Genomic DNA, 25166 nt, shown 5'->3' on the forward strand with positions numbered 1-25166 from the left:
TATGACGCGGATTCGCTGTATAAATCAAGTTAGTCCCGCAGACACCCCAATTTATGCAGGCCGCTATTCATTCCAGCGCTTCGCCTTTCTCAAAAGTTTCTCCTTTGGGGTTTGGGTGCTGCGCCGGGCTTCGCGCGCATTCGCTGCGTCAGGTTGTAGCCTTTTTGGCCTCTAGCGCTTGCCACTCAAGCGCCAGTAGCTATTATTTTTGCAGCGCTGCGCCGCTTCCGTGGCCCAGCGTTTTTTTGTGGGTCGCGCCCGTCTTCAAATCCAGGCGCTCCCTTTTGGCCTTCGGGTCTAACTCTGCAGTCAAGCGGACTGGCCTACGGCCAGCCGCTTACTTTGGCCGTTAGACATCACAAATCCAAACATCCGGCCGCCTCATGCTCACCTCTGAAGTCCTGGATTAAACCAGTCGCAGCGTGCTGTGCTGGCTTGCCACCGTCGACGAAACGGGTCAGCCGAACGTCTCCCCGAAGGAGATATTTGCTGCCTTCGACTCTCAGCACATCGTAGTTGCAAACATTGCATCGCCAACGAGTGAACGCAACATCGAAGTCAATTCTCGTGTTTGCATCAGCTTCGTCGATATCTTTGTTCAAAAGGGATTCAAGGTCATCGGTACCGCGCGGAATATAAGAAGATCCGACGCCGATTTCTCTAAGTGGTCTACGCCGCTGGAAGCTATGGCCGGTGCGAAGTTTCCTATTCGCTCCGTCTTCGTCATTCAGGCCGTCTCAGTGGAGCCAATCATTGCCCCGAGTTATCGCCTCTATACCGCCGAAACAACAGAGAAATCGCAGGTAGCGTCTGCTATGCAAACGTATGGCGTTCAGAGGAGCAGCGATGTCTAACCCAGCATGCAAGCGGACCGGAGTACCGGCCGCTTCATTCAAACGTTCGCATCAACGCGCAGTTGCGGTGCCAGCGCAGGAGTTCGCGGGAGCACGCAGCCTCCGCCCCTGATTCCGGCCCGCAGTTTGCTACAAAAATAATAGCTTCTTGCGCACGTCAGACGGGCGCTGAAGGCCAAAAAGGCCTCTAATCCCGCGTCACCCGCAGCACTTCCTCGCGGCTGGTGATGCCCTGCTGGATCAGGCGCTCGCCATCGTCGCGCATCAGTTGCATGCCCTTGGCCAGGGCGGCGGCGCGGATGTCGGCCTCGGGGGCCTGGCCGTGCACCTGGGCGCGGATGTCGTCGTCGACCACCAGCAGTTCGAACACGCCGGTGCGGCCCGCGTAGCCGGTGCCGCCGCAGGCGTCGCAGCCCTTGCCCCCGCAGGTGGTGCAGTACTTGCGCACCAGCCGCTGCGCCAGCACGCCAAGCAGGGATGAGCTGAGCAGGAAAGGCTCCACGCCCATGTCGATGAGCCGGGTGACGGCGCTGGCGGCGTCGTTGGTGTGCAGGGTGGCCAGCACCAGGTGGCCGGTCAGGCTGGCCTGGATGGCGATCTGCGCCGTCTCGATGTCGCGGATCTCGCCGATCATCACAATGTCGGGGTCTTGCCGCAGGATGGCGCGCAGGGCGCGGGCGAAGTCCAGTTCGATCTTGGGGTTGACCTGCGTCTGGCCGACGCCGGGCAGGTCGTATTCGATCGGGTCCTCCACCGTCATGATGTTGTTGCGGTGCGCGTCCAGCCGCGCCAGGCTGGCGTACAGCGTGGTGGTCTTGCCGCTGCCGGTGGGGCCGGTGACCAGGATGATGCCGTGCGGCTGGGCGATCAGGCGCTCGAACTTTTGCAGCACCGCGCCCTGCATGCCCACCGCTTCCAGGCTCAGCTTGCTCTCACTCTTGTCGAGCAGGCGCAGCACCGCGCGCTCGCCGTGCGCGCTGGGGATGGTGGACACGCGCACGTCGATGGCGCGGGTGCCCAGGCGCAGGCTGATGCGGCCGTCCTGCGGCAGGCGCTTTTCGGCGATGTCCAGGTCGGCCATGATCTTCAGCCGGCTGATCAGCGCGGCGTGCAGTGCGCGGTTGGGCTGCACCACCTCGCGCAGCGCGCCGTCGACGCGAAAGCGCACGCTGCTGTGGCGCTCATACGGCTCGATGTGGATGTCGCTGGCGCCGTCGCGTGCGGCCTGCGTGAGCAGGGCATTGAGCATGCGGATGATGGGCGCGTCGTCGGCCGATTCCAGCAGGTCTTCGACGGCCGGCAGCTCCTGCATGATGCGCGACAGGTCGGCGTCGGATTCGACCTCGCTCACCACGGCGGCGGCGCTGGATTCGCTTTGCGAATAGGCGGTGCTGATGCGCTGCGCCAGCGTGTGCGGGTCGGATTGTTGCAGCGACAGCGGTTGCTGCGCGGCGCCAAAGCGGCGCATGACTTCGCTCAAATGGCCGGCGTCGGGGCGGCCGTCGTGCCATAGCGTCAGCGCCTGGCCATCGTCTTCCAGCAGCAGCCGCGCGGTGCGCGCAAAGGCGTAGGGCAGCGGGTAGCGCATGGCTACGGCTTGGTGATGGTGGTGCCGCCGTAGTAGTTGCCCTCGCCCGCGGCGGGGTTGATCAGCGGCGGCGGCGGCGCCGGGCGCGACCAAGCATCGGGGCTGGCGGGCACCACGGGCGGCATCACCGGCGCCTGGTTGATCTGCAGCACGCTGCTGGGCTGGGGCTGGTTGCCCTGCTGTGCCGAGCGCATCAGCTCGTAGCGGTCGAGCGAATAACTCTCGGTGGAGGCGGCATCGCGCACGATCACCGGGCGCAGAAAGACCATCAGGTTGGTCTTGGTGAGCTTGCGGTTCTGGCTCTTGAACAGGTTGCCGATGACCGGCACGTCGCCCAGTCCCGGCACCTTGTCGACGCTGGAGGTGTACTGGTCTTCCAGCAGGCCGCCCAGCACGACGACGGCGCCGTCGTTGACCAGCACGCTCGATTCGATGGCGCGCTTGCGCGTGATGGGCCCGGCCTCGGTGGTGGCCTGAAGGTTGGACGATTCCTGGTAGATCACCATCTTGATGGTGCCGTCTTCGCTGATCTGCGGGCGCACGCGCAAGGTCAGGCCGACGTCCTGCCGCTCATACGTCTGGAACGGGTTGATCGTGGTGCCGCCCGTGGCCCCGGTGTTGGTGAAGCTGCCGGTGACGAAGGGCATGTTCTGGCCAACGATGATCTTGGCCTCTTCGTTGTCGAGCGTCAGCAGCGTGGGGGTGGACAGCACGTTGCCGGCGCCGGTGCTCTGGATGAAGTTGGCCAGCACGCCCAGCGCGCGCGTGGCCAGCCCGAGGTTGAAGCCGGTATTGGGCCGGCCCGTCGCCAGGCTGCTGACGTTGCCGGTGTTCTGGTAGCCCAGCGCCGCCGCCGCGATGTCGAAGATGTTGGTCGAGTTGCCGGTTCCGCTGCCCCGGCCGGTCGAGTAGTTGGTGCCAATGACGCCGACCGTGCTGCCGCTTTGGCCAAACGCCTGCCACTGCACGCCGAAGTCGGCCGCGCGGTCCATGTTGACTTCGGCGATCAGGCTTTCGATGAACACCTGCGCGCGGCGCTGGTCGAGCTGGTCGATGACGGCGCGCAGCTCGCGGTACACCGGCTCGGGGGCGCTGATGATCAGCGAATTGGTCGCCGGGTCGGCCTGGATCTGGCCGCCGGTGGAAGGCTGGTTGCCGCCAGCGGCGTTGATGCTGGGGCCGCTGTTGAGGCCACCCATGCCGGTGCCGCGGCCGCTGTTGCTCGTGTTGCCCAGGTTCTGGGATGGCTGGCTGGCCGTCAGGCCGCCGGTGCCGGACGCGCCACCGCCTGCCCCGGCCGCGCCGCCGCCCGCCGTGTTGTTCTGCCCCGGCAGCGCCGCCATTGCCGCGCGCAAGGTGACGGCCAGCTTGGTGGCGTCGGCGTTTTTCAGGTAGACGACGTGGATGTTGCCGCTGCCGCCGTCGGGGCGCGCCTGCGGCGCCTGGTCGAGCTGCTGGATCAGCGTCTTGGCCAGCGCCAGCCGCGCCGGGTTGGCGGCGCGCACGATGATGGCGTTGCTGCGCGGCTCGGGCACCAGCGTGGTGCGGTAGCCGTCGCCGCTGCCCGTGGCCACGCCCATGGCCGCGGGCGGCACGCCGGGCTGGCCCGGCACGCCCTGCGCCACCGCGGACGTGCCGCCGCCACCGGATTCAATCAGGCGCGCCACCAGCGGCGCCAGGTCGGACGCCACCGCGTGGCGCAGGCGCACGATCTCGACGCCGGTGGCGTTGGACACATCCAGCGCCGCGATGATGCGGCCCAGGCGCTGCAGGTTGTCGCCGTAGTCGGTGATGACCAGCGCGTTGGTGCCGGGGTTGACGTTGATGGTGTTGTTGGGGCTGATCAGCGGGCGCAGGATCGGCACCAGGTTGTTGGCGTTCTCGTGCGTCAGGCGAAAGATCTGCGTCTGGATCTGGCCGCCGCCGCGCACCGCGCCGGCCGACACGGCGGCGGATTGCAGCTTGGCCTCGGACTCGGGCACCACCAGCACCATGCCGCGGTTGTCCACCAGCGCAAAGCCTTGCGTGCGCAATTGGGCGCCAAACAGGCGCATGGCCTCGGCCGGGCTGACCGGCGCGGTGCTGGTCAGCGTCATGGTGCCCTTCACGCGCGGGTCGACCACCACGTTGCGGCCGGTGATGGTGGCCATGGTGCGCGCCACGGCGTCGATCTCGGCGTTGGCGAAATCCAGCGTGACATTACCGCCGCTGCGCGCCGCGGGCGCGCTGTCGGAGGCGGTGGTTTGCGCCTGCGCAGGGCCCGCCAGCGCGAGCGCCAGCGCGGCGGCCACGGCCACGCCCCAGCGCGCAGGCGCCGGCGGGTGGGGGTGATGAGGAGCACGGAGCATCGGGTCAGCAGCCTGGCAAGCTATGGCGACTGTAGCAGTTGGGTCATCCTGCACGGGGCGCAGGCGTCTGGATTGATGTAAAAAAGCCATACAGGAGAGACGGGGCGGCGCTTAGGGGGGGTGCTCAGCCGAATGAAATGATGGCACGGTCGCCCTGGCGGCGGCCGATGATGTTGAGCAGGTTGGCCAGTTGCGCCTCCAGCCCCGGCGCGGCGCTGGCCTCGCCGTTGAAGCGCAGGCGCCCGCCCACCCACTGGCCGCTGCCTGACAGGCGCAGGCTGCCTTCGAGCGTGGACAGATCCAGCGCCACGGCCTGGCCGCCGCTCAGCTTGAGCTGGTACGAACCGATGGGCCGCAGCGTGGACAGGCGCGACGACACGTGGCGCGCCGTGACCTCCGCGCGGCCGTCCACCTGCAGCCGGCCGGCCAGCCATTCGGCAGCCAGGCCCTGGGTGCTCAGGCTCAGTTCACCTTCGGGCTGCAGGGTGTTCCACGGCGTGCCCAGGCCAGTGAGCAGGGCCGACGGCCATTGCGACTGGCCATCGGCCAGCGCCACGCGCGCGCCGCCCCAGCGCGGCGCCACGCGCAGGCGCAGCGGCGCACCGGCTGTGCAGCAATCGGCCGTCACCTGGGCCTGAACGCCCGGCAGCGCGGGCGTCAGCCGCCATTGCACGCGGCCGGGCAGGGCGGCGCTGTCCTGGCTGCCGGCGCCGCCCGTCAGCACCAGCCGGGCCGAGCCCGACCACACGCTGCCCTGCGGCTCCGTCAGCAGCAGCATGCCGCCCGTGGCGCGCGCCAGCCCCGCAGCCAGCCAGCGCGCCGGCGCCTGGGTGACCAGCATGAAAGCCGCACCGATCAGCACGCCCGCCACCGCCCAACCCCACGGTGCGCGGACCGCGGGCGCAGCAGCGGGGCGCCGACGCAGGGCGGTCATGCAGACTGCTCCACGCGCGCTGCTGCGCTGGCAACGTCAACTTTCGAAAGGCCGCGGAGCAGGCCATGCGCGAAACGCCGTGGCCGGACCTGCGCCGGCCACTGGCGTTGTCCCCCTTGAGGGGGAAGGCGCCGCAGGCGACTCAGGGGGTGTTTCATTGGCCCGGCAAGCTCAGCGACAGCGTGCCGCTCCACAGCACCGGCGCGCCGGGCGCCGTGTTGGCGCCGCGGGTCAGGCGCGCGTCGACCGGGGTGGCGCGGGCGTTGATGCGCGCATCGGCCAGCCACTGGGCCAGCGCGTCGGCAGGCGTTTCCTTGAGCGCCACGTTGGCGCGGTCGCCCACCACGCTCAACTGCCCGGTGGCGCCCAGCCGCTGCTTGACGGCCGCTTCCAGCGCGCGCAGCGCCTCGTCGCGCGACAGGCGCGGCAGCGCCTTCAGCGCCTCGGCCTCGGTCTTCAGGCGCTGCATCTGCTGCGCCTGCACCTGCAGGGCGGCGCGCTGGCTGTCGGCCTCGCGCAGGGTGCGCAGCGCCGGCGCCAGGCCCAGCCACCACAGCAGCGCCAGGCCGACGACGGTGGCGGCCAGCGCCGCCAGCCGGCGCTCGCGCGCGCCCAGCCGGGCCCAGGCGGCGGCCAATGGGTTGGGCGAACGCGGCGGCCGGCTCATGGTGCGGCCCCTTCGCGCAGCACCAGCGCGTCGGCGTCGGACTGCAACTGGTAACCCAGCGGGCGCAGGCGCTGGTTGGCCTCGGCCAGCTGGCTGGCGGCCACCTGCACGCCCTTGGCGCGCAGCTCGCCCGCTGCAAATTCAATAGCTGTCGGCGCTGTGCCGGCGGGCGCTGATTGCCCAAAAGCCTCTAGCATCGGTTCCAGGTCGCGGGCCGAGGCGGCGCCGGTGGCCTGGCGCAGCGCGGCCACCTCGCGGCTCATCTGCACGGGGGCGTCGACGACCACCTTCACGTTCGGAAAGGTCTCGGTCAGCGCCTGGCTGATCTGGCCGCGGCGCACCTGCAGTTCCTGCTGCGTGCGCCAGGCCCACAGGTTCAGCCCCACCAGGTGCGCCAGCAGCAGCAGCGCCAGGCCCCAGCGGGCGGGGCGCCACAGCGGGGCGTAGAGGAAGTCGCGCCACGCCGCCCCGGCGCGCTTGGCGGCGCGGGCGCGGCCGGTGCGGGCCAGGTCGAGTTGGGCCAGATCCCAGCGCGTGCGGCTGGCGGCCAACAGGCGCTGGGCGGGCGCCGCGATGGTGACGCGCCGGCCCAGCGTCTGCTCGGCCAGTTCGGCCACGGCGGGTTCGGCCAGCACCTCGGGTTCGGCAGCGTCGGCGTCGGCGTCGGCCAGCAGCGCCAGTGCGCCGGGGCCGAGCGGCAGCGCCTGCGCGCTGCCGGGCACGGTGTCGCCGCTCATCAGCACCGTGGGGCGCTCGGGCTCGCCGGTGATGGTGAGGTGCGGCGCGCCGGCGCGCGGGTGCAGCTCGGGCACGATGCGGGCCACCGGGCGCTGGGCGGCGTCCAGTGCCTGCAGGTGGGCGGTCAGCCAGGGTTTGCTGCACACCGCCACCCAGGCCGAGCCGCCGGCCGCGGCGTCGGGGTCGACGGCGAAGTGCAGCTGGTCGGCATCGTCCAGCAGGTGGTCTTCGAGCAGGCCGACCAGGATGGCGCGCAGGCGCGGTGCCCCGGGCCCGGCGCCCTTGGGCAGATCGACCCGGTGCCACGACAGCTGCGCCGCCGGCACCACGGCCACCACCTCGACACCGCGCCCCGCCGCGGGCAGCAGCGACGCCGCGGCGCTGCCGTGGCCGGACAGGGTCTGGCCGTCGGTCGACGTGGCGAAGGCGTAGCTGCCCGGCGGGCCGGGCGGCAGGGTGATCAGCAGCAGGCTCATGGGGGTCGCGCGATTGTAGGTGGCGTGTGTGACGGCGCCACGGGGCGCCGGTGACTCCTGATGCCTAGGCGCTTTCAAAAATGACGAATGACAAATGACAAATGACCTTGGCTTCGCCTTCGATGAGGGCGCCATGACGCTTTTGTCATGCGCGCGCAGCGCGCGTCATCGAGGCCGCGCCAGCGGCCAGGTCATGCGCCGCCAGACGCGGTCATTTGTCATTTGCCATCGTTTTGAACGCCAAACGGTATCAGCGCGCCACCGGCACGCTCAGCGCCGCGCGTTCGCGCCACAGGGTGCTGACCCGGTTGCGCCCGGTGCGGCGCACCACCGACACCTCTTCCAGCGCCACGTCGTCCAGCCGCAGGCGGCCGCGCACCTCGAAGAAGCTGGAGTTGACGCCGGCCCAGGCGGTGTCGGCACGCTGCAGGCGGGCGTCGGCCAGGTCCTTGAAGAAGTCACGCTCGCGCTCGCCCACCAGGCGCTGCGCGTCGGCCGGGTTCAGCCCCAGCGCGGCCACCAGCACGGGCGCGGGCGCGGTGTTGACGTTGACCTTGGTGGCGGCGCTGCCTTCCAGCGGCAGCACGGTCAGGTAGGGACGCAGCACCTGCAGCGACTCGGGCGACAGGCCCAGCCAGGCCAGCTGGTCGAAGCGGCGCGGCAGCAGCGGGGCGTCGTTGCCGTCGGGGGCGGCGGCCTTCATGGCGTCGGCGGCGCGCTGCAGGTTGTCGCGCAGCAGCGCCAGTTCGGCGTTGCGCAGGTTCAGCAGCTCGAACAGGCGCTGGAAGCGCAGGTAGGCCTCCTGCCGCCCGTTGGCATCGCCGACCGCCAGGTTCATCACGTTCAGGCGCGATTGCAGGTCGGTCACCTCGCCCGAGAGGAAGGCGTCGCGGTGGGTGTCGCTGCTGCTTTCGCCCGCGGCCAGAAAGGTGGACAGGCGCGCCTCGGCCAGCGGCACGGCCCAGGGCTCGCCCAGGTGATCGACCATCTGGCGCTTGCGCTCGTCCTCGCTGTAGTCGCCCGACAGGATCAGCCGGCTCCAGTCCAGCGCGCCGGTGAGCAGCCAGGCCGACTGCACGCGGGCGCGCTCGGCGGCCTCGACCTCGACGCCGCGCCACTGGCGCCACAGCGCCGCGGCGGCCAGGGTGGCGACCAGCGTCACGGTGATCATGGCGGCCAGCAGGGCGGCGCCGCGCTGGGCATGGGTTGCGCGCTTCACCGCCGGCCTCCGAAGTCGGGCCGCACCCAGTCGACCACCATCGGCCCGGCCAGGCTCTGGCCCGGCGCCAGGGTGATCATCAGGCGCACGCCGTCGGGCAGGGCGTGGGTGTCGCCCAAGCCGGCCGAGGCACTGGACAGCGGGTTGGTCCAGGCGTTGGCGCGGTAGTAGTGCAGCTGCCAGTCCAGCGCCGCCAGCAGCGCCACGGCCTGCGCACCGCCGGGCTGCGGGCCGGGCGGTGCGCCGTTCTGCGCCCAGCGCGCGGCGGCGTCCCAGGCGTCGAGCCAGGCATGGTGCGAGCGCACCGGCGCCGACTGCCAGCGCAGCCACTGGCCGTCGCCGGCGCGGCGCGACCAGGCCGCCACGCGCAGTCCGGCGGCGGGCGTGTCGGTCAGCATGCGGGTGATGCGCAGCACGCTGCCGTCCCAGGCCAGGCTGCGCTGGCCGGCCGGGCCCGCAGGGTTGCTGCCGTCGGTGTTGGGCCAGGTCATCATGGCGTCAAGGTCGGCGCGCCACTGCGTCAGCCCGGCCTGCAAGGTCAGCACGTCGTCGGTGTAGCGCTGCGTGGCGGCCTGCGCGCGGGCCATGCCGTCGATGCCGCGCCAGGTTAGCGCGGCCATCACGGCCATGATGCTCAGGGCCACCAGCACCTCGATCAGGGTGAAGCCACGGGATTTCAAGCCAAATCGGGCTCCAGCGCCCGTCTGGCGAGCGCAGGTAGCTATCAAAAAGCAAGTGCTCCGCATCTCAGTTGTTGCCCACGATGGTGGTCACGCGCACCACGGAATGGCCACGCTCGTTCACCGTCACGTCGACGCGGCGAAAGCGCGGGTTGGGCGTGGGCCGCACGGTCTGGGTCACCTGCAGGCTGCGCCCGGCCTGCGTGCAGTCGCTGTTGAAATCGCCCACGCCGGGCAATTGGCGCGCCAGGCGCAGCTCGGTCAGGGTGTTTTCGGCGCACAGTTGGGCCAGCAGCACGGCGCCCTGGCGGTCGGCGTTGTCGGTCAGCGCGGCGGTGGCCTTCAGGCCGGCGACCAGGGCGATAGCGGTGATGGCCAGCGCCACCAGCACCTCCACCAGGGTGAAGCCGCGCGCCGGGCTCACTGGATCTGCTCCACGCTGAACGGTCGCAGCCCATCGGTGGCCACGCGCAGCAGTGGCTGGCTGGTGCCGGCGCGGTGCAGCACCACGGCCTGCGCGGCGATGATCGGGTCTGGCCCCAGCATCAGCGGGGCGTTGCCGATGGCGGCCGTTTGCGCATCCAGCCAGTGCGTGGGCAGCGGCGCGGCGCTGGCCGGCAGGCCGTCGAACGTGAAGCCGCTGGCTGTGCTGCGCCAGCGCACCGGCACGCCGGCGGCGCGCGACTGTGCGCGGGCCGTCTCGAGCAGGGCCGCCAGCCGTTCGGCATCGCGCGCCAGCACTGCGCCCTCGTTGTCGCGCAGCGCCAGCGAGGCGACGGCCGTGCCCAGCGCGATGATGGCCACGACAACCATCAATTCAATCAAGGTGAATCCCCCCTGAGGCGCTGCGCGCCTTCCCCCCAAGGGGGGACGCCGCCAGCGGCCGGGCCAAGCCCGCTCCGCGGCGACCGCTGGAATGGCCTGCTCCGCGGCCGCTCGACCAGGCCGCGGCATGCCGTGGCACGGGCAGACGCTGCACGCCGGACTTGGGACAGGGCGCGCGTTCGCGGTCATGGGGAGTCGTAGCCGCGCGCGCAAGGCGCGCGCGGGATCACTGCCAGCTGCCGATATCGGCGTTCTTGCCGTCGCCGCCGCTGGCGCCGTCGGCGCCGAAGCTCATCACATCCACCTCGCCCTTGATGCCGGGGTTGAGGTACTGGTAGGGGCGGCCCCAGGGGTCGTTGGGCAGCTTTTCCAGGTAGGGCTTCCAGTTGATCGGTGCCGGTGCCGTGGTGGGCCGGGCGATGAGCGCCTGCAGGCCCTGCTCGGCGGTGGGGAAGCGCTGGTTGTCGAGCTTGTACAGCTTGAGCGCCTGCATGATGTTGTGCACGTCGGTGCGGGCGGCGGTGGCGCGGGCGTCGTCGGTGCGGTCCAGCACGTTGGGCACGATCAGCGCCGCCAGCACGCCGATGATGACCAGCACCACCATCAGCTCGATCAGGGTGAAGCCGGCGGCGCGGCGCAGGCGGGCAACGAAGGGGCGCGAAACGGTCATGGGTACGGCCTGGGAGCGAATTCGCTTCAATGATAATCGCCGCATCATGACACGCAGCCTGCCGAAACGCCCATGAAAGGGCGCCTGTCTCCCCGTCTGACGGCCGGCCTGCTGACGCTGGCCATCTGGGCCCTGGCCGCGGGCAGCGCGCTGTTCTGGGGGCTGCGCCTGGGCAGCGGCCCGATGCGGCCCGATGCGGCCGTGGCCGGCGGCCCGCCGCCCGGTGGCGTGACGGTGGACACGCGCACCGTGGCGCGTGCGCTGGGCGCCACCGAGGCCCCGGCAGCCAGCGCGGCGCCGGCGCCCGATGTGGTGGGGCGCCTGGCGCTGCGTGGCATCGTGACGCACGACGGGCGCGGCGCGGCGCTGATCGCTGTGGACGGCAAGCCGCCCAGGCCGGTGCGCGTGGGCGCCACGCTGGACGGGGTGGAGGGCGGCTGGACGGTGCGCTCGGTATCGCCGCAGGCGGTGGTGATTGCCGCCGACGGCCGCGAGGCGCGGCTGGAGATGCCGCCGCTGTCGCAGCGCTCGTCGGCCGGCGATGCGGTGGCGCCGGCGCGCCCGGCGCCGGGGGCGGTGCCGTTCACGCCGGCCATCGGCACCCTGCCGCCACCGGGCGTGCCGCCCGGCGCGATCGCGCCCACACCCCGGCCACCGCAGCCGTAGGCCATGCCGGCGCCGCCGGGTGGCTGAGCGGGCTCAAGGGTTTTAGGTCAAATCGGCCTTCAGCGCAGTGTGGACGGGCGCTGACAGCTATCAATAGAGAAGCGAACCAGGCCGGTCAACGCCCCTGCAGGAACAGCTGGTATGCCGGGTTGTCGGTTTCCTCGACCCACGGGTAGCCCAGCTCGCCCAGAAAGCGCCGGAACGCCGCATCGTCGGCCTTGGGCACCTGCATGCCGACCAGGATGTGGCCGTAGTCGGCGCCCTCGTGGCGGTAGTTGAACAGGCTGATGTTCCAGCTCGGGCGCATCAGGCTGAGGAACTTCATCAGCGCGCCCGGCCGCTCGGGGAACACGAAGCGCAGCAGGCGCTCGTCCTTGGACAGCGTGGAATGGCCACCCACCATGTAGCGCACGTGCTCCTTGGCCAGTTCGTTGTGCGTCAGGTCCAGCGCGCCGAAGCCGGCTTTCTGGAACGCGGCGGCGATGCGCGGCGATTCGCCCTTGCCGGCGGTGGTGAGGCCGACGAACACGTGCGCCTGCGCGGCATCGCTGATGCGGTAGTTGAACTCGGTCACGTTGCGCTGCCCGCCGGGCAGGCTGCCGATCACCTCCAGGAAGCGGCGGAAGCTGCCGCGCTCCTCGGGGATCGTCACCGCGAACAGCGCCTCGCGCTCCTCGCCCACCTCGGCGCGCTCGGCGACGAAGCGCAGGCGGTCGAAGTTCATGTTGGCGCCCGAGAGGATGGCGACGTAGCTCTCGCCCTTGGTCTTGTGCTTGGCCACATACTGCTTGACGGCGGCCACCGCCATGGCGCCCGAGGGCTCGACGATGCTGCGCGTGTCGATGAACACGTCCTTGATGGCGGCGCAGACGGCGTCGGTGTCGACGGTGATGAACTCGTCCACCACCGTGCTGGCAACGCGGAAGGTCTCGTCGCCCACGCGCTTCACGGCGGTGCCGTCGGCGAACAGGCCCACGTCCGGCAGCGTCACGTGCTGGCCCCGGCCCACCGACTGCGCCATGGCGTCGGAGTCGCGCATCTGCACGCCGATCACCTTGACCTCGGGCCGGATGGCCTTGATGTACGCGCCCACGCCGCTGATCAGCCCGCCGCCGCCGATGGCCACGAACACCGCGTGCAGCGGCCCCTGGTGCTGGCGCAGGATCTCCATGCCGATGGTGCCCTGCCCGGCGATGACCAGCGGGTCGTCGAACGGGTGGATGAAGGTCAGCCCCTCCTCGGCCTGCAGCTTGACGGCGTGCTCGTAAGCGTCGGAATAGCTGTCGCCGGCCAGCACCACCTCGCCGCCCAGCGCCTTGACGGCATCCACCTTGACCTGCGGCGTGGTGGTCGGCATCACGATAACGGCGCGCGCGCCCAGCTTGTGCCCGCCCAGTGCCACGCCCTGGGCGTGGTTGCCGGCGCTGGCGCAGATCACGCCGGCCTTCAGCTGCTCGGGCGTCAGGTGCGCCATCTTGTTGTAGGCACCGCGCAGCTTGAAGCTGAACACCGGCTGCTGGTCCTCGCGCTTCAAGAAGACCTTGTTGTGCAGGCGGCGGCCCAGGTTGCGTGCCGGGTCCAGGTCGGACTCGATGGCGACGTCGTACACGCGGGCCGTCAGTACCTGCTTGAGGTAATCGGTGGCGGTCAGGGGCTCGGGGCGCCGGGCGGCGGTCTGGGTGGTCATGGCTGGCGGGTGAGAGCGGGCAAGACGGGCATCATAAAGAGCCGCTGGCCGGGCAGCGCGGTCTGGGCGGCCGGAATGCGGCGGCGCAGCAAAAAAAAGCCCCGGACCTTGCGGTTCGGGGCTTAATCCACCTTGTTGAAGGGGTGGAGGAGACAAACAGTGCAGGTGAAGAATCACTTGCTTGGGACGGAGTGTACGCGAAAAGCACGCTCGTTCGCCAGCTTTTTGCTGCAACGCAACACTGCCCGCGGGGGTATCCGGGATTTAGTTGGCAAACCGGGCAGGCGGGCGTGCCGAATCCGCTACGCTAGCGTCTGTTTTGTCACAGGCGGAGGGCGTGGCCATGGAATGCACAGTGAGTTGGACGGGCGGGGCGGGCACGCGCTCGGGCATGGGTTTCGTGGCCGAAACGGGTTCGGGTCACGTGATCGCCATGGACGGCGCGCCCGACGCCGCCAAACCCGAGAACGGGGGCCAGAATCTGGCGCCGCGCCCCATGGAGACGGTGCTGGCCGGCACCGGCGGCTGCACGGCCTACGACGTGGTGCTGATCCTCAAGCGCGGTCGGCACGATGTGCGCGGCTGCTCGGTCAAGCTGACCAGCGAGCGCGCGGCCGAGGACCCGAAGGTGTTTACCAAGATCCACATGCACTTCACCGTGACCGGCCAGGGCGTGCCCGCCAGCGCGGTGGAGCGGGCGATTCAGCTGAGCCACGACAAGTACTGCTCGGCCTCGATCATGCTGGGCAAGACGGCGGAGATCACGACCTCGTTCGAGCTGGTCGAGGTGTGAAGGCGGGCAGATTGCACTCTTAACAGTAGCTGTTTGCGCTTGTTGTATAAGGATTTCAGAGAAAAATCTATCTGAAATCATCGTCTGATAGGCGCGAGCAGCTCTCAATATAAGAGCATTCGACGGGGCGAAGGCGTTTAGATGCGGTGCGCCGTGGTCGTCATCACCTTGGCCGCCAGCCGCATCAGCCCGCGCACAGGCGCCGGCAGCGGTGTGGCGCCAGCGTGCAGCGCGTCGTCGGCGTGGCGCGCCTCATCGACCTTCATCTGCTCGACGATGGCGCGTGAGCGCGTGTCACCGGAGGGCAGGCGCTCCATGTGGCTGGCCAGGTGCGCCTCGACTTGGCGCTCGGTCTCCACCACGAAGCCCAGGCTCACGGCATCCCCGCCCAGCCGCCCCGCCAGCAGGCCGATGCCGAAGGCCCCGGCGTACCACAGCGGGTTCAGCCAGGACACGCGGTCGCCCAGTTCATCCAGGCGCTCCCTGGTCCAGGCCAGATGGTCGGTTTCTTCGCGCGCTGCGGCATCCAGCTGGCGCCGCAGCGTCGGGTCGGGCGTGCTGAGCGCCTGCGCCGTGTAAAGCGCCTGCGCACAGACTTCGCCCACGTGGTTCACGCGCATCAACGCACCGGACAGGCGCCGCTCGGCCTCCGTCAGCATGGTGGTGGGCGCGGCCCCGGCAGCCGGGCTGGGACGGGAGGCCTGTGGCGCGGCCAGCAGGGTGCGCAGGGTGCTGTCGGCTGCCGACAGCAGACGGTCTGTCAGGTTCATGATGCCGATGGTAGGGCAAGTGGCCGCGCCGGCGATAGCCGGGTTTCAGGCTGGCTTTGCGTTGCGATTTGGCAACAAATCGGGGTTAACCCGCGGGTTTTATGACGCCAGTGTCATAGAATTGAAAAGCCTCGGGAGTTCAATTGGTTTCAGCTTCCGGTGAGGTGACGTTTGGGCGGCACGGTGCTGATTCCCTCGTTGCTTCGAAGCCTGTCTTCCGTGTCTCAAATCACCTTGGAGAACCTGCAATGAAAAAATCCCTCATCGCCCTGGCCGCTCTGGCCGCTTCCGGCGTCGCTTTCGCCCAATCCTCCGTCACGCTGTACGGCGTGGCCGACGCCGGTATCGGCAAGATCGAATACAAGTCGCCCGGTGGCAACGACGCTTCCGACAAGACCGAGTTCATCAGCGGCAGCACCATGAACAACGGCACCAGCCGTCTGGGCGTGCGTGGCGTTGAAGACCTGGGTGGTGGCCTGAAGGCTGGCTTCCAGTTCGAGTCGCAGCTGGATCTGGACAATGGCGCCGCCGCTTCCAACTTCTGGGCTCGCCAAGCCAACGTGTGGCTGGGTGGCAACTGGGGTACCGTCAAGCTGGGCCGCCAGTTCACGCCGAGCTACCTGGCTGGTTCGACCTATGAACTGACTGGCGCCGCCAACTACTCGGTGCTGTCCAACACCTACAACTGGGCCGGCATCGGCTCGCGCGCCAACAGCGCCTTCGCCTACGTGACCCCGAACTTCGGCGGTTTCAGCGCCGCTCTGGCCTATGTGACCAAGACCGATCTGGGTGCTGACAAGGCTGCCTGGGACCTGGGCCTGATGTACAAGAACGGCCCGATCGGCGTCGGCGTGTCGGCCAACAAGTTCAGCACCAGCAAGACCAACTACCAAGTCGGTGCCAAGTACAACCTGGGCAACTTCGCCCTGGCTGCTTCCTACACGCAGGCTTCTGACGTTGCCAAGAACGTCCGCCGCGGCTTCGGTCTGGGCGGCTCGGCCAACTTCGGCGCTTTTACCGCCACGCTGGATCTGACCCGCGACACCAAGAACGAGTGGACCGGCAAGAAGTACACCAACGGCGTGGCCGAGTTGAAGTACGCCCTGTCGAAGCGCACCTTCGTTTACGGCGCCTTCCTGCGCTTGGACGACACCAACAACTACGGTATCGGCGTCCGTCACAACTTCTGATGACGACGGACTCAGGAATCGCGCACGCTGGCGCGCGATTCCTGAGCAGTCAGATATCGGACCTCAGGGTCCGATATCTGTTTCAGGCACAAAAAAACCTGATCAGCCCAGCAGCCTCCACCGCCGGCAGGCGGATTCCGGGGCAGAAGATGGTGTCTCAGCGTGGCTGGCGTCGCTGTCTCTTATTTCCAACAACGAAGAGTGTCCTGTTGCCCTGTTGCAACGGATTGGCTGTGGGGTGTCGGTTCGTGCACTGAATTCTTTGCAAGTTGATGACGGGTCTGGTGCAATAACAACAACTTCCCGGTAGGGGAGGTTGGCCCGGGGAACCGGCGGGAATCGCAGACGGACCCTTCGCACCGGAGCCCTATGTTTAACCTTGGAGAACTTGCAATGAAAAAATCTCTGATCGCCCTGGCCGTGCTGGGTGCCTCCGGCTTCGCGATGGCTCAATCTTCCGTGACCCTGTACGGCGTGGCCGACGCTGGCGTGGGCAAGATCGAAGCTGGCTCGCCCGCCGGCAACGACGCTTCCGACAAGACCGAATTCATCAGCGGCAGCCTGATGAACAACGGCAACAGCCGTATCGGCGTGCGCGGTGTCGAAGACCTGGGTGGTGGCCTGAAGGCTGGCTTCAACTTCGAGTCGGGCCTGGACCTGGACAACGGTAACAACCTGGGTTCCGGTGGTGGCTTCTGGGGCCGTGCCGCCAACCTGTGGCTGGGTGGCAACTGGGGTACCTTCAAGATGGGCCGTACCCTGAACCCGTCGTTCTACGGCACCACTGCCTGGGAACTGACCGGCGCGGCCAACTACTCGGTGGTCGGCAATACCTACAACTTCGCTGGCAGCGGCCCGCGTAACAACAGCCAGTTCAGCTACAAGACGCCCGACTTCGGCGGCCTGAGCGCTGAGATCGGCTACATCCTGAAGCCCGACAATGGCGACCGCGCCAAGTGGGACATGAACGTGATTTACGCCAACGGCCCGATCGGTGCCGGCCTGGCCGTGAACAAGGTCAAGGATGGCAAGACCAACTACGGTCTGGGCGGCAAGTACAACTTCGGCAACTTCGTGGTCGCCGCGTCGTACAGCCAGGCTTCCGTCGGCGATCTGCGCCGCCGCGGCTTCAGCCTGGGTGGCACCGCCACCTTCGGCGCCTTCGCTCTGACGCTGGACCTGACCCGCGACACCAAGAACGAGCTGACCGGCGACAAGTACACCAACGGCCTGGTCGAAGCCAAGTACGCCCTGTCCAAGCGCACCTTCGTCTACGGCGCGTTCCTGCGCTTCGACGACACCAACAACTACGGTATCGGTGTTCGCCACAACTTCTGATCATGACGCTGCCTGAATGGGCAGCCGATGATCGAAGCCAAAAAAGCCGCCTTCGGGCGGCTTTTTTCATGGCTGAATGATCAAAGCGCCGCCGCGGTTGATCCGTGGCGCTGCGACGACTCTTTTCCGCGCCGGATGTAATCGTATTACCTATGCCGCACCGCCCCATGCCTCTGATAGCATCGCCCGATCGCTACATTTTTTGACGCATGGGTGCCTTCATTCTCCGCCGCCTGATCCAGGCCATCATCGTGATGGTGTCGGTGGCCTTCATTGCCTTCCTGCTGTTCCAGTACGTGGGTGACCCGGTGGTGTTCCTGCTGGGGCAGGACGCGACGCCGGAGCAGATTCGCCAGTTGCGCGCCGACCTCGGGCTCGACCAGCCCTTCTTCGTGCAGTTCTGGCATTTCCTGGTGAACGCGGCGCAGGGCGAGTTCGGCCTCAGCCTGCGCCAGGGTGCCAAGGTGTCGCGCCTGCTGGGCGAGCGTTTTCCCGCCACGTTCGAGCTGGCCATGATCGCCGCCCTGCTGGCCTTGTTGATCGGCATTCCGATGGGTGTCTACGCCGCGCTGAAGCGCGGCACCTTCCTGAGCCAGGTGTTCATGACGGCATCGCTGCTCGGCGTGTCGCTGCCCACCTTCCTGATCGGCATCCTGCTGATCCTGATCTTCTCCGTCTGGCTTGGCTGGCTGCCCAGCTTCGGGCGCGGCGAGACGGTGCAGTTCGGCTGGTGGAGTTCCGGCCTGTTCACCATGAATGGCTGGCTGCACCTGATCCTGCCGGCCATCACACTGGCCATCTTCCAGCTCACGCTGATCATGCGCCTGGTGCGCGCCGAGATGCTGGAAGTGCTGCGCACCGACTACATCAAGTTCGCGCGTGCCCGTGGTTTGACCGATCGCGCCATCTATTTCGGCCATGCCCTGAAGAACACGCTGGTGCCGGTGATGACGATCACCGGCCTGCAACTCGGCGGCCTGATCGCCTTCGCCATCATCACCGAGACGGTGTTCCAGTGGCCCGGCATGGGCCTGCTGTTCATCCAGGCGGTCACCTTTGCCGATGTGCCGGTGATGGCGGCCTACCTGTGCCTGATCGCGCTGATCTTCGTCGTCATCAACCTGGTCGTCGACATGCTGTACGCCGTGGTCGATCCGCGCCTGCGCGTGGCCAAGGCCGGTGGCCACTGATTTCTTGCCTGCCAACCCTGTCGGAGGAGACATTCATGAGTTTCAAGAAAAAAATGCCTTTTGCCCTTGCCGCCACTGCGCTGCTAGCTATTTCTTCAATAGCATCGGCGCAGACGGTGCGCATTGCCAACCAGGGTGATGCGCTGTCGCTCGATCCGCACTCGCTCAACGAATCGCTGCAGCTGTCGATCGACGGCAACGCCTACGAGCCGCTGGTCGATCTGGACAAGAAGCTGAACGTGGTACCCGGCCTGGCCACAGCCTGGAAGCAGACCTCGCCCACGGTGTGGCGCTTCGATCTGCGCAAGAACGTCAAGTTCTACGACGGCACGCCGTTCACGGCCGATGACGTGGTGTTCACCATGGGCCGCGTGGCCGGCGACGGCTCGGACATGAAGGCCTACGTCAACGACTTCAAGGAAGTGCGCAAGATCGACAGCCACACCATCGAGATCGAGACCAAGACCCCGCTGGCCATCCTGCCGCAGATCCTCACGCAGGTGATGATCATGAGCAAGAAATGGTGCGAGGACAACAACGCCACGCGCCCGGTCGACCGCCGCAAGGGCGTGGAGAACACGGCCTCGTTCAAGACCAACGGCACCGGCCCCTTCCACGTGCGCGAGCGCCAGCCCAACGTGCGCACCGTGTTCGTGCGCAACCCCAATTACTGGGGCAAGGTCGAAGGCAACGTGCAGGAAGTCATCTTCACGCCCATCGCCAGCCCGGCCACACGCGTCGCGGCCCTGCTGTCGGGCCAGGTCGACGTGATGGAACCGGTGCCGGTGCAGGACATCGCACGCGTCAACAACAACGCTGCCACGCGCGTGCTGACCGGCCCCGAGCTGCGCACCATCTTCCTGGGCATGGACCAGAAGCGCGACGAGCTGCAGTTCTCCAACGTGAAGGGCAAGAACCCGTTCAAGGACAAGCGCGTGCGCCAGGCCTTCTTCCAGGCCATCGACATCGAGGGCATCAAGAAGACGGTGATGCGCGATGCCGCGCGCCCGACGGCGCTGATGATCGGCCCCGGCATCAACGGCTGGAGCGAGGCGCAGGACAAGCGCCTGCCCTACGACGTGGAAACCGCCAAGAAGCTGATGGCCGAGGCCGGCTACCCCAACGGCTTCGAAGTGGCCATGAACTGCCCGAACGACCGCTACGTCAACGACGCGCAGATCTGCCAGGCCGTGGCCGCCAATCTGGCGCGCATCAACGTCAAGATCAACCTGCAGGCCGAGACCAAAGGCACCTATTTCCCCAAGATCCTGCGCCGCGACACCAGCTTCTACATGCTGGGCTGGACGCCCTCGACCTACGACGCGCACAACCCGCTGAATGCGCTGATGCGCTGCCCCGATGACAAGACCGGTGCAGGCCAGTTCAACCTGGGCAGCTACTGCAACGCCAGGCTGGACGAGCTGACGGTGAAGATCGGCGCCGAGGCCGACAAGACCGCGCGCGACGCCATGATCCGCGAGGCGTTCAAGATCCACACCGACGACGTGGGCCACCTGCCGTTGCACCAGCAGGCGCTGGCCTGGGGCGTGAACAAGAAGGTGGAGCTGACGCAGCGCGCCGACAACTACATGCCGTTCAAGTGGATCACCGTCCGGAAGTGACGGCTTTCATCATTCAGGGATGGGCGTCGAATGCATGCCTGGCGCCCATCCAGCCTGCGCTAACAGCTATCAATACATGAGCACCGTACTCGCCCGTTGGTGGGACAGCGATGTCGGCCACAGTTTTCGCACCTCGCCCACGGCCATCGTGGCGGCGGCCATTGCCTTCGTCTGCGTCTTCTGCGCCCTGTTCGCCCACTGGGTGGCGCCGCACAACCCGCTGGACCTGACCACGCTGGAGTTGTCCGACGCGCGCCTGCCGCCCGCCTGGATGGAAAACGGCAGCGCCAGGTACCTGCTGGGCACCGACGACCAGGGGCGAGACATCCTGTCGGCGCTGATGTACGGCGCGCGCATCTCGCTGGTGGTCGGCATCGTGTCGGTGCTGATCTCGGTGGTGGTGGGCGTGCTGCTGGGCCTCATCGCGGGCTTCAAGGGCGGCTGGATCGATGCCTTCCTGATGAGGCTGTGCGACGTGATGCTGTCGTTCCCGGCCATCCTGGTGGCGCTGCTCATTGCCGGCGTGGGGCGCGCGATGTTCCCCAACGCCAACGAGTCGCTGGCCTTCGGCGTGCTGATCGTCGCCATCTCGCTCACCGGCTGGGTTCAGTACGCCCGCACGGTGCGCGGCTCCACCATGGTCGAGCGCGGCAAGGAATACGTGCAGGCCGCCCGCGTGACCGGCGTGGCGCCGTGGCGCATCATGCTCAAGCACGTGCTGCCCAACGTGACCGGGCCGGTGCTGGTGCTGGCCACCATCCACGTGGCCACGGCCATCATCACCGAGGCGACGCTGTCCTTCCTCGGTGTGGGCGTGCCGCCCACCTCGCCGTCGCTCGGCACGCTGATCCGCGTCGGCAACGACTACCTGTTTTCGGGCGAGTGGTGGATCACCATTTTCCCCGGTGTCATGCTGGTGCTGATTGCGCTGTCGGTGAACCTGCTGGGCGACTGGCTGCGCGATGCTCTCAACCCCAGGCTGCGGTGACCGCCTCATGAAGACCAACAACCGAACGCAGAGGACGCAAAGATTTCGCAGAGAACGCAGAAAAAGCCATCAAAGTTTCTTTGAATCTTTTGCGTCCTCTGCGTAGTTTCTGCGTGCTCTGCGCCCGGTATTCATGTGTTCTTGCACCTGATGCCCGATCCATCCAGCGCAGGCAGCTATCAACCTTGTAGCCTCAACCGCCTCATGTCGCTTCTGCAAGTCAAGAACCTCATTGTCGAATTCCCACACCGCCGCGGCACGCTGCGGGCGCTGGACGACATCTCCTTCGACATCGCGCCCGGTGAAATCCTCGGCGTGGTGGGCGAATCGGGCGCGGGCAAGTCGCTCACCGGCGCGTCCATCATCGGCCTGCTGGAGCCACCGGGCCGCGTGGCGGGTGGCGAGATCATTCTGGAAGGCCGCCGCATCGACAACCTGCCGCACGAGCAGATGCGCCACGTGCGCGGCCGGCACATCGGTGCCATCTTCCAGGATCCGCTCACCTCTCTCAACCCGCTCTACAGCGTGGGCCGGCAACTGGTTGAAACGATCCAGACGCATCTGCCGATGAACGCCGCCGAAGCGCGCCAGCGCGCCATCGACCTGCTGAAGGACACCGGCATCCCCGCCGCCGAGCAGCGCATCGACCACTACCCGCACCAGTTCAGCGGCGGCATGCGCCAGCGCGTGGTGATTGCGCTGGCCCTGGCGGCCGAGCCCAAGCTGATCGTGGCCGACGAGCCGACCACCGCGCTCGACGTGTCGATCCAGGCTCAGATCATCCAGCTCCTGAAGAAGGTGTGCCAGGAGCGCGGCGCGGCGGTGATGCTGATCACGCACGACATGGGCGTGATCGCCGAGACCTGCGACCGCGTGGCCGTGATGTACGCCGGCCGCATTGCCGAGATCGGCCCGGTGCACGAGGTCATCAACCACCCGGCGCACCCGTACACGGCGGGCCTGATGGCCGCCATTCCCGACATGGAAGTCGACCGCGAGCAGCTCAACCAGATCGACGGCGCCATGCCGCGCCTGAACGCCATCCCGCGCGGCTGCGCTTTCAATCCGCGCTGCCCGAAGGTGTTCGACCGTTGCCGCGTCGAGCGGCCCGAGTTGATGGACGCCGGCCCGACGCGTGCTGCCTGTTGGTTGCATGTACAGCAGGAGGTGATGGCATGAACAGCGAGCGTCGTGGCATTTTCTCCTTCCCCCGCTGGGGGAAGGCCGGGATGGGGGCTTCGCTGATCGAGCAGGGCGCGGCCGGCCCCCACCCCAGCCCTCCCCCAGCGGGGGAGAGGGCCAATGCCGGGCGCCCTGCGGCGGGTGAGCCGCTGGTGCGCGCCGCCGGCCTGGCCAAGACCTTCGACGTATCGCCGCCGCTGCTCAACCGCATTCTGGAGCGCAAGCCGCGCCAGCTGCTGCACGCGGTGGACGATGCCACCTTCACCATCCAGAAGGGCCAGACGCTGGCGCTGGTGGGCGAGTCGGGCTGTGGCAAGAGCACCGCCGCGCGCCTGCTGGTGGGCCTGTACGAGCCCACGCGCGGCAGCTTCCACTTCGACGGGCAGGACGCGCACGCCGTCTTCAAGGCCGGCGGCCAGCGCGCGCTGAAGCTGCGCGAGCGCATCCAGATGATCTTTCAGGACCCGTACGCCAGCCTCAACCCGCGCTGGAAGGTGGGCGACATCATTGCCGAGCCGATGCGCGAGCACCGCACGGTGCAGGGCCGCGCGGCGCAGGAGCAGCGCGTGGGCGAACTGCTGCAGTCGGTGGGCCTGTCGGCGGCAGACATGGTGAAGTACCCGCACCAGTTCTCGGGCGGGCAGCGCCAGCGCATCTCGATTGCGCGCGCACTGGCCACCAGCCCCGAGTTTCTGGTGTGCGACGAACCGACCAGCGCGCTTGACGTCTCGGTGCAGGCGCAAGTGCTCAACATCATGAAGAACCTGCAGCGCGAGCAGGGCCTGACCTACCTGTTCATCAGCCACAACCTGGCCGTGGTGCGCCACGTGAGCGACCACGTGGGCGTGATGTACCTGGGTCGCATCGTCGAGCTGGCGCCCAAGTCGCTGCTCTTCAGCACGCCGCGCCACCCGTATACGCGCATGCTGCTCGATGCGATCCCCAAGATGCACGACACCGGCCGTGCCCGCACGCCTGTGCAGGGGGAGGTGCCCAACCCGCTGAACCCGCCCGCGGGCTGCACCTTCCACCCGCGCTGCCCGCATGCCAACGCACGCTGCAAGACCGAGCGTCCGGCCATGCTGCGCCTGCACGGCATCGAAGTGGCCTGCCATGCGGTGGAAGAAGGCCGTATCTGAATTACTATTGTTTCAATAGCTGCTTGCGCCTTCCAGACGGGCGCTGCAGGCCATTTTGACCATGAACGATCGTCGCTTTCTTTTCCTGGTGGCTTCCACGCGCGAGCCCGGCCACACCGGCAACACCGAATGGCTGGCCCGGCAGGCCGCCGCCACGCTGGCGCCCGAGGTGCAGCAGCAATGGCTGCACCTGGCCGGCATGGCGCTGCCGTCCTTTGTGGACCGCCGTCACACCACCGGTACCTATGCGCCGCCCGAGGGCGATCTGAAAGCCCTGCTGGACGCCACACTGGCCTGCACCGACCTGGTGTTCGTCTCGCCGGTGTACTGGTACAGCATCCCCAGCCAGTTGAAGACCTACATCGACCACTGGAGCGGCTGGATGCGCACGCCCGGCGTGCCGTTCAAGGAGCAGATGGCGGCCAAGCGCCTGCACCTCATCACCACCAGCGGCGACCGCGCCAAGGCGCAGCCCATGATCGACTCGGTGCGCCTGTGCGCCGAGTTCCTGTCGATGGGCTGGGGCGGCGTGCTGTGGGGCAAGGGCGGCCCGCCCGGCGCCGTGCAGGCCGACGACGAGGCGGTGGCCGTGGCCAGCGGCTTTCTCATGCGCCGCTGAAGGCGCTGCGGGGGCGGGGATAATCGCCCCTCATGAACCAGCTCGAAGCGCTCAAGGCATTCACCACCGTCGTCGCCGACACCGGCGACTTCAAGCAGTTGGCGGCGTTCCAGCCACAGGACGCCACCACCAACCCCTCGCTCATCCTCAAGGCGGTGCAGAAGCCCGAGTACGCGCCGCTGCTGAAGGAGACCGTGGCGGCGCACCGCGGCAAGCCGCTGGACGAGGTGGTCGACCGCCTGCTGGTGCGCTTCGGCACCGAGATCCTGTCGATCATTCCCGGCCGCGTGTCGACCGAGGTGGACGCGCGCCTGTCCTTCGACGAAGACGCCACCTACACCCGCGCCGAACGCCTGATCGAGCTGTACCAGGCCGCTGGCGTGCCCACCGACCGCGTGCTGATCAAGATTGCCAGCACCTGGGAAGGCATCCGCGCCGCCGAGCGCCTGCAGCAGCGCGGCATCAACTGCAACCTCACGCTGCTGTTCAGCTTCTGCCAGGCGGTGGCCTGCGGGCAGGCCAGGGTGCAGCTCATCTCGCCGTTCGTGGGCCGCATCTACGACTGGTACAAGAAGCAGGCCGGCGCGGGCTGGGACGAGGCCGCCATGGCCGGTGCCAACGACCCTGGCGTGCAGTCCGTCACCCGCATCTTCAACCACTACAAGCGCCACGGCATCGCCACCGAGGTGATGGGCGCGAGCTTCCGCAACGCGGGCCAGATCACCGCGCTGGCCGGCTGCGACCTGCTCACCATCAGCCCCGAACTGCTGGCGCAACTGGCCGCCACCGAGGCCCCGCTGCCGCGCGCGCTGGATGCGGCCGCGGCCAGGGCGCTCGACCTGCCCGCCGTGCAGTACGACGAGCCGGCCTTCCGCCTGGCCCTGAACCAGGACGCCATGGCCACCGAGAAGCTGGCCGAGGGCATCCGCGCCTTCATCGCCGACGCCGAAAAGCTCGAAGCCCTGATGCAGGCGGCCTGAGCC

Annotated in this window: 25 protein-coding genes; 13 read left to right on the forward strand and 12 right to left on the reverse strand. The window is 68.0% G+C overall.

The genetic code is table 11. From position 1 onward, the window contains the following. Nucleotides 1-53 precede the first annotated feature (53 nt). Complete coding sequence (locus ACFSCU_RS08145; protein ID WP_172208106.1) at nt 54-353, forward strand: DUF1010 domain-containing protein; 300 nt, start codon at nt 54-56, stop codon at nt 351-353. 69 nt (nt 354-422) lie between these two features. Continuing rightward, nucleotides 423-854 carry a pyridoxamine 5'-phosphate oxidase family protein gene (locus ACFSCU_RS08150; RefSeq protein ID WP_180549827.1) on the forward strand — a complete coding sequence of 144 codons (432 nt, stop codon included), beginning with the start codon at nt 423-425 and terminating at the stop codon, nt 852-854. 187 nt (nt 855-1041) lie between these two features. On the opposite strand, the gene ACFSCU_RS08155 is transcribed toward ACFSCU_RS08150, so the two are convergent. From ACFSCU_RS08155 to gspG, 10 genes are all read right to left on the reverse strand, one after another. After that, the gene (locus ACFSCU_RS08155; RefSeq protein ID WP_377560384.1) at nt 1042-2442 is read right to left on the reverse strand and encodes a GspE/PulE family protein; all 1401 of its coding nucleotides are present in this window, start codon (nt 2440-2442) and stop codon (nt 1042-1044) included. Between the two features lie 2 nt (nt 2443-2444). Further along, the gene (gspD, locus tag ACFSCU_RS08160; protein ID WP_180549826.1) at nt 2445-4790 is read right to left on the reverse strand and encodes a type II secretion system secretin GspD; all 2346 of its coding nucleotides are present in this window, start codon (nt 4788-4790) and stop codon (nt 2445-2447) included. A gap of 124 nt (nt 4791-4914) precedes the next feature. Further along, nucleotides 4915-5724, reverse strand: a complete 810-nt coding sequence (gspN, locus tag ACFSCU_RS08165) for a type II secretion system protein N (RefSeq protein WP_377560387.1) — start codon at nt 5722-5724, stop codon at nt 4915-4917. A gap of 154 nt (nt 5725-5878) precedes the next feature. Further along, nucleotides 5879-6391 carry a type II secretion system protein GspM gene (gene gspM, locus ACFSCU_RS08170; RefSeq protein WP_180549825.1) on the reverse strand — a complete coding sequence of 171 codons (513 nt, stop codon included), beginning with the start codon at nt 6389-6391 and terminating at the stop codon, nt 5879-5881. Beyond that, a complete protein-coding gene (gspL, locus tag ACFSCU_RS08175; protein ID WP_180549824.1) occupies nt 6388-7605 on the reverse strand; it encodes a type II secretion system protein GspL in 1218 nt (405 codons plus the stop codon). The genes gspM and gspL overlap by 4 nt, the downstream gene beginning before the upstream one ends. Nucleotides 7606-7855: 250 nt before the next feature. Beyond that, the gene (gene gspK, locus ACFSCU_RS08180) at nt 7856-8824 is read right to left on the reverse strand and encodes a type II secretion system minor pseudopilin GspK (RefSeq protein ID WP_308645777.1); all 969 of its coding nucleotides are present in this window, start codon (nt 8822-8824) and stop codon (nt 7856-7858) included. Further along, nucleotides 8821-9504, reverse strand: coding sequence for a PulJ/GspJ family protein (locus ACFSCU_RS08185; protein WP_257645636.1), 684 nt, complete (start codon nt 9502-9504; stop codon nt 8821-8823). Before ACFSCU_RS08185 ends, gspK begins: the two co-directional genes overlap by 4 nt. Nucleotides 9505-9571: 67 nt before the next feature. Further along, nucleotides 9572-9928 carry a type II secretion system minor pseudopilin GspI gene (gspI, locus tag ACFSCU_RS08190; RefSeq protein WP_180549822.1) on the reverse strand — a complete coding sequence of 119 codons (357 nt, stop codon included), beginning with the start codon at nt 9926-9928 and terminating at the stop codon, nt 9572-9574. Beyond that, entirely contained in the window at nt 9925-10368 is a 444-nt protein-coding gene (locus ACFSCU_RS08195; RefSeq protein ID WP_377560390.1) for a prepilin-type N-terminal cleavage/methylation domain-containing protein, read from the reverse strand. The genes gspI and ACFSCU_RS08195 overlap by 4 nt, the downstream gene beginning before the upstream one ends. Nucleotides 10369-10555: 187 nt before the next feature. After that, a complete protein-coding gene (gene gspG, locus ACFSCU_RS08200; RefSeq protein WP_180549820.1) occupies nt 10556-10999 on the reverse strand; it encodes a type II secretion system major pseudopilin GspG in 444 nt (147 codons plus the stop codon). 72 nt (nt 11000-11071) lie between these two features. Here gspG and ACFSCU_RS08205 point away from each other — a divergent pair, with 72 nt between their 5' ends. Beyond that, nucleotides 11072-11665 (forward strand): type II secretion system protein N, encoded by a 594-nt coding sequence (locus tag ACFSCU_RS08205; RefSeq protein ID WP_180549819.1) that lies wholly within the window; start codon nt 11072-11074, stop codon nt 11663-11665. A gap of 115 nt (nt 11666-11780) precedes the next feature. Here ACFSCU_RS08205 and ilvA read toward each other — a convergent pair whose 3' ends face one another. Next, on the reverse strand, nt 11781-13352 hold the full coding sequence (ilvA, locus tag ACFSCU_RS08210) for a threonine ammonia-lyase, biosynthetic (RefSeq protein ID WP_180549818.1): 1572 nt from the start codon (nt 13350-13352) through the stop codon (nt 11781-11783). A gap of 343 nt (nt 13353-13695) precedes the next feature. On the opposite strand from ilvA, the gene ACFSCU_RS08215 reads away from it, so the two are divergent. Beyond that, nucleotides 13696-14145 carry an OsmC family protein gene (locus tag ACFSCU_RS08215; protein ID WP_180549817.1) on the forward strand — a complete coding sequence of 150 codons (450 nt, stop codon included), beginning with the start codon at nt 13696-13698 and terminating at the stop codon, nt 14143-14145. Between the two features lie 137 nt (nt 14146-14282). On the opposite strand, the gene coq7 is transcribed toward ACFSCU_RS08215, so the two are convergent. Next, entirely contained in the window at nt 14283-14915 is a 633-nt protein-coding gene (gene coq7 / locus ACFSCU_RS08220) for a 2-polyprenyl-3-methyl-6-methoxy-1,4-benzoquinone monooxygenase (protein WP_180549816.1), read from the reverse strand. A 248-nt stretch (nt 14916-15163) separates the two neighbouring features. Here coq7 and ACFSCU_RS08225 point away from each other — a divergent pair, with 248 nt between their 5' ends. The 9 genes from ACFSCU_RS08225 to tal all read left to right on the forward strand — a co-directional run bounded on the left by ACFSCU_RS08225 (nt 15164) and on the right by tal (nt 25163). Then, complete coding sequence (locus tag ACFSCU_RS08225) at nt 15164-16105, forward strand: porin (RefSeq protein ID WP_180549815.1); 942 nt, start codon at nt 15164-15166, stop codon at nt 16103-16105. A 393-nt stretch (nt 16106-16498) separates the two neighbouring features. Beyond that, nucleotides 16499-17443, forward strand: a complete 945-nt coding sequence (locus tag ACFSCU_RS08230) for a porin (protein ID WP_180549814.1) — start codon at nt 16499-16501, stop codon at nt 17441-17443. A 209-nt stretch (nt 17444-17652) separates the two neighbouring features. Continuing rightward, on the forward strand, nt 17653-18633 hold the full coding sequence (locus tag ACFSCU_RS08235) for an ABC transporter permease (protein ID WP_180549813.1): 981 nt from the start codon (nt 17653-17655) through the stop codon (nt 18631-18633). Between the two features lie 35 nt (nt 18634-18668). After that, nucleotides 18669-20255 (forward strand): ABC transporter substrate-binding protein, encoded by a 1587-nt coding sequence (locus tag ACFSCU_RS08240; protein ID WP_377560393.1) that lies wholly within the window; start codon nt 18669-18671, stop codon nt 20253-20255. A 76-nt stretch (nt 20256-20331) separates the two neighbouring features. Next, entirely contained in the window at nt 20332-21243 is a 912-nt protein-coding gene (locus ACFSCU_RS08245) for an ABC transporter permease (protein WP_180549811.1), read from the forward strand. A 204-nt stretch (nt 21244-21447) separates the two neighbouring features. Continuing rightward, nucleotides 21448-22422, forward strand: a complete 975-nt coding sequence (locus ACFSCU_RS08250) for an ABC transporter ATP-binding protein (RefSeq protein WP_180549810.1) — start codon at nt 21448-21450, stop codon at nt 22420-22422. Next, a complete protein-coding gene (locus tag ACFSCU_RS08255; protein WP_377560396.1) occupies nt 22419-23564 on the forward strand; it encodes an ABC transporter ATP-binding protein in 1146 nt (381 codons plus the stop codon). Before ACFSCU_RS08250 ends, ACFSCU_RS08255 begins: the two co-directional genes overlap by 4 nt. 61 nt (nt 23565-23625) lie before the next feature. Then, a complete protein-coding gene (locus ACFSCU_RS08260; protein ID WP_180549809.1) occupies nt 23626-24183 on the forward strand; it encodes a flavodoxin family protein in 558 nt (185 codons plus the stop codon). A gap of 32 nt (nt 24184-24215) precedes the next feature. Continuing rightward, nucleotides 24216-25163 carry a transaldolase gene (gene tal, locus ACFSCU_RS08265; RefSeq protein WP_377560397.1) on the forward strand — a complete coding sequence of 316 codons (948 nt, stop codon included), beginning with the start codon at nt 24216-24218 and terminating at the stop codon, nt 25161-25163. The last annotated feature ends 3 nt before the right edge of the window (nt 25164-25166 follow it).

This window comes from Ottowia beijingensis (assembly GCF_042680925.1).
In the GTDB taxonomy this organism is placed as follows: domain Bacteria; phylum Pseudomonadota; class Gammaproteobacteria; order Burkholderiales; family Burkholderiaceae_C; genus Ottowia; species Ottowia beijingensis.

Excerpts from the sequence above, each read along its gene's own strand:
- ACFSCU_RS08215 (WP_180549817.1), top strand. The coding sequence starts at position 13,696 with ATGGAATGCACAGTGAGTTGGACGGGCGGGGCGGGCACGCGCTCGGGC.
- ACFSCU_RS08245 (WP_180549811.1), top strand. The coding sequence starts at position 20,332 with ATGAGCACCGTACTCGCCCGTTGGTGGGACAGCGATGTCGGCCACAGT.
- gspM (WP_180549825.1), bottom strand. The coding sequence starts at position 6,391 with ATGAGCCGGCCGCCGCGTTCGCCCAACCCATTGGCCGCCGCCTGGGCC.
- ACFSCU_RS08260 (WP_180549809.1), top strand. The coding sequence starts at position 23,626 with ATGAACGATCGTCGCTTTCTTTTCCTGGTGGCTTCCACGCGCGAGCCC.
- ACFSCU_RS08225 (WP_180549815.1), top strand. The coding sequence starts at position 15,164 with ATGAAAAAATCCCTCATCGCCCTGGCCGCTCTGGCCGCTTCCGGCGTC.
- ACFSCU_RS08205 (WP_180549819.1), top strand. The coding sequence starts at position 11,072 with ATGAAAGGGCGCCTGTCTCCCCGTCTGACGGCCGGCCTGCTGACGCTG.
- ACFSCU_RS08240 (WP_377560393.1), top strand. The coding sequence starts at position 18,669 with ATGAGTTTCAAGAAAAAAATGCCTTTTGCCCTTGCCGCCACTGCGCTG.
- gspL (WP_180549824.1), bottom strand. The coding sequence starts at position 7,605 with ATGAGCCTGCTGCTGATCACCCTGCCGCCCGGCCCGCCGGGCAGCTAC.
- gspN (WP_377560387.1), bottom strand. The coding sequence starts at position 5,724 with ATGACCGCCCTGCGTCGGCGCCCCGCTGCTGCGCCCGCGGTCCGCGCA.
- ilvA (WP_180549818.1), bottom strand. The coding sequence starts at position 13,352 with ATGACCACCCAGACCGCCGCCCGGCGCCCCGAGCCCCTGACCGCCACC.
- ACFSCU_RS08155 (WP_377560384.1), bottom strand. The coding sequence starts at position 2,442 with ATGCGCTACCCGCTGCCCTACGCCTTTGCGCGCACCGCGCGGCTGCTG.
- ACFSCU_RS08235 (WP_180549813.1), top strand. The coding sequence starts at position 17,653 with ATGGGTGCCTTCATTCTCCGCCGCCTGATCCAGGCCATCATCGTGATG.
- gspD (WP_180549826.1), bottom strand. The coding sequence starts at position 4,790 with ATGCTCCGTGCTCCTCATCACCCCCACCCGCCGGCGCCTGCGCGCTGG.
- ACFSCU_RS08230 (WP_180549814.1), top strand. The coding sequence starts at position 16,499 with ATGAAAAAATCTCTGATCGCCCTGGCCGTGCTGGGTGCCTCCGGCTTC.
- ACFSCU_RS08250 (WP_180549810.1), top strand. The coding sequence starts at position 21,448 with ATGTCGCTTCTGCAAGTCAAGAACCTCATTGTCGAATTCCCACACCGC.
- ACFSCU_RS08255 (WP_377560396.1), top strand. The coding sequence starts at position 22,419 with ATGAACAGCGAGCGTCGTGGCATTTTCTCCTTCCCCCGCTGGGGGAAG.
- tal (WP_377560397.1), top strand. The coding sequence starts at position 24,216 with ATGAACCAGCTCGAAGCGCTCAAGGCATTCACCACCGTCGTCGCCGAC.
- ACFSCU_RS08145 (WP_172208106.1), top strand. The coding sequence starts at position 54 with ATGCAGGCCGCTATTCATTCCAGCGCTTCGCCTTTCTCAAAAGTTTCT.
- coq7 (WP_180549816.1), bottom strand. The coding sequence starts at position 14,915 with ATGAACCTGACAGACCGTCTGCTGTCGGCAGCCGACAGCACCCTGCGC.
- gspG (WP_180549820.1), bottom strand. The coding sequence starts at position 10,999 with ATGACCGTTTCGCGCCCCTTCGTTGCCCGCCTGCGCCGCGCCGCCGGC.